Source organism: Cohnella soli (assembly GCF_042655525.1).
GTDB lineage: Bacteria > Bacillota > Bacilli > Paenibacillales > Paenibacillaceae > Cohnella > Cohnella soli.
The window spans coordinates 1-2,302 of the sequence record NZ_JBHSMI010000050.1 but is presented as its reverse complement, the minus strand read 5'-3'; the positions used below and the strand labels follow the sequence as shown (position 1 = coordinate 2,302).

At 38.8% G+C, this 2,302-nt stretch carries 2 protein-coding genes and 1 pseudogene; all 3 read right to left on the bottom strand.

Annotated features, from left to right (window positions below; translation table 11 throughout):
• Window positions 1-336: 336 nt before the first annotated feature.
• Window positions 337-999: a 3'-5' exonuclease gene (locus ACFPOF_RS24025; RefSeq protein ID WP_378137454.1), complete on the bottom strand. Its 663-nt coding sequence runs from the start codon at window positions 997-999 to the stop codon at window positions 337-339.
• Between the two features lie 260 nt (window positions 1,000-1,259).
• Window positions 1,260-1,811: a histidine phosphatase family protein gene (locus ACFPOF_RS24020; RefSeq protein WP_378137452.1), complete on the bottom strand. Its 552-nt coding sequence runs from the start codon at window positions 1,809-1,811 to the stop codon at window positions 1,260-1,262.
• Between the two features lie 226 nt (window positions 1,812-2,037).
• Window positions 2,038-2,302, bottom strand: a pseudogene (locus ACFPOF_RS24015) (class I SAM-dependent methyltransferase); the annotation flags it as partial.

Below are 2,302 nucleotides of genomic sequence, written 5' to 3'. Positions count from 1 at the left end.
AGAAGCATTAGCAAGCCAGTTCCCAAGAAATAATAATTCAATTAAATCTCTGTATTGTTTTTTGGTAAGTTCTATTTTCATTTCGTTTATCTCCTTTTTTATTCCTTAGGGCGATTTCAGTTAACGTAAATGTGTTCACGACGTCCCACCGACTTAAGGTGACGAAGTCGCCGGGCGCGATGCGCTTAGTCGGTGCGGATGTGTCCGGCTGATATCGCTTCCCTGCTGCTGCCAATTACTTCCCTGTATCCACATCTGACTCCTGCCGGACCGAGGGGCGAATGCCCCGAAGCGTGAACATGGTGTTAGCTGAAGTTACTGTCCTCATTGAATTTCTTACACCATGGGTTTGATCTCAAATCTCTTTACCAATACCTTATCTATGAATTCAATATCTTTAATATTTCTAGTTCGAAACTCTCCTAGTATTCTCAAAAAAATCCGACCAATTAATATGCTATCTCCTAGAGCATCATGCCTTCGAATATCTTTATCGTAGATGTTATAATATTTAATCAAATAATCTGTCCAAATAATATCCTTTATCTCCGGATATAAATACGAAAATAATGCTTTTGTATCTAGACACGGATTTGAAATCATCGTTAGATTATTCCTTTGACATTCATTTCTTAATAATGGCAAATCAAATTCATAACCTGCATGGGTAACTAGGACACACTCCTTGGTAAATTCCAAAAATTCATCATATATATCCTTTAACTTTGGAGCATCTTGTAAATACGTGTTGTATACGCCGGTAAACCGTTCTACTGCTTCAGGTATTGGTTTGGGAGATTTAATATATGAATTAAATATCTTTTCTTCCCGAATTTGACCATTTTCTATTATCACAGCACCGATTTGTGTAATATGTTCTGTCTCATGATTTATACCTGTTGATTCAAAATCAAATATGCAATATCTTTGGTTGGTCATATTCTTAATAGAAACACCTGAAACAGTATATTCCGTTTCTGAAATCATTCTAATCTCCATTGAATTCACCTCAACTTAATATATCTTGCAGTAATTTCAGCTAACGTTCATGTGTTCACGACGTCCAACTCCCTTAAGCCCGGAGGGCGGCCGCGATGCGGTTAGGGAGTTGGATGTGTCCGGTTGATTACACTTCCCTGCTGCTGTCCATTGCTTCCCTGAATCCTCATCTAACTTCTGCCGGACCAAGGGGCGAATGCCCCGCAGCGTGAACATGGTGTTAGCTGATGCCATTGCCTTCCTCGAGACACTTTCGTATATTACTTCCATTCTCTTGTCACTTTAATCATTTTGATCCCTTCAAATTCAAGTATATATATATCAGGCATTGTTGTTGATTCCCAGAATTCGAAATTATAAGATTTATCAAAGTAATTCAATATCAAAGTCATTATATCTCCATGTGTTCCAATTACGATTTTCTTTCCGTTGTATGTACTGAGTAGATCCATAATTGTCTTTATCGCCCGTTGTTGTGCGTGTTTTGAAGATTCTCCTTCCGGAAAAGAAAAATCGAAATCTTGATATACCCTTAACTTTGATTCTTTGAATTTATTGTCAGTTATAATTCCAATTCGCCTTTCCCTTAAGTCTTCAAATAATAGAATTTCATTGTTCCCAGCAGCATCATTTATTGTTTGAATAGCCCGTTCATACGGGCTGGATATAAATATCTCAATGCCTACATGCTTTAAAATTCTGCTAATTTTAAGTGCATCAGATTTGCCACGATCGGACAAACCTCTTGACCGTTCTTCACCAGGGATATAAGGAGATTCTGCATGCCTTACAAAGTAAATAAATGTGTTCAAGTATTTAATCCTTCTCTCTTTAAGCTCTGCAATGGTTTCAGCTAACGTTCATGTGTTCACGACGTCCCACCGACTTAAGGCGACGAAGTCGCCGGGCGCGATGCGCTTAGTCGGTGCGGATGTGTCCGGCTGATTCAACTTCCCTGTTGCTGCCAATTGCATCCCCGAATCCACATCTGACTTCTGCCGGACCGAGGGCCGAATGGCCCGAAGCGTGAACATGGTGTTAGCTGATGCCACCCCTTCTTCGAGCCACAAACGTAATCCAATTACTTCTGAATTCAATTTCTTTACCATATTTCACTTCATTAATGGCCTGTGGAAGATTTCTTTCAATTAAGATCTCCCAGTCCTTATAAAGCTCTTGTAAATATGAAAATGCTTTTTCCGACTTTAAATTTAATTCAATTAAGCCTTCTGAAATCTTCCCTGTTTCAATATCTATTTCCTCTATTTCTGTACTCATAAGGATTGTGTTGATTCCTTGTTCT

What these genes read in the sequence shown, in the direction of transcription:
- ACFPOF_RS24025 (WP_378137454.1), bottom strand. Translation starts at nt 999, where the DNA reads ATGGAGATTAGAATGATTTCAGAAACGGAATATACTGTTTCAGGTGTT.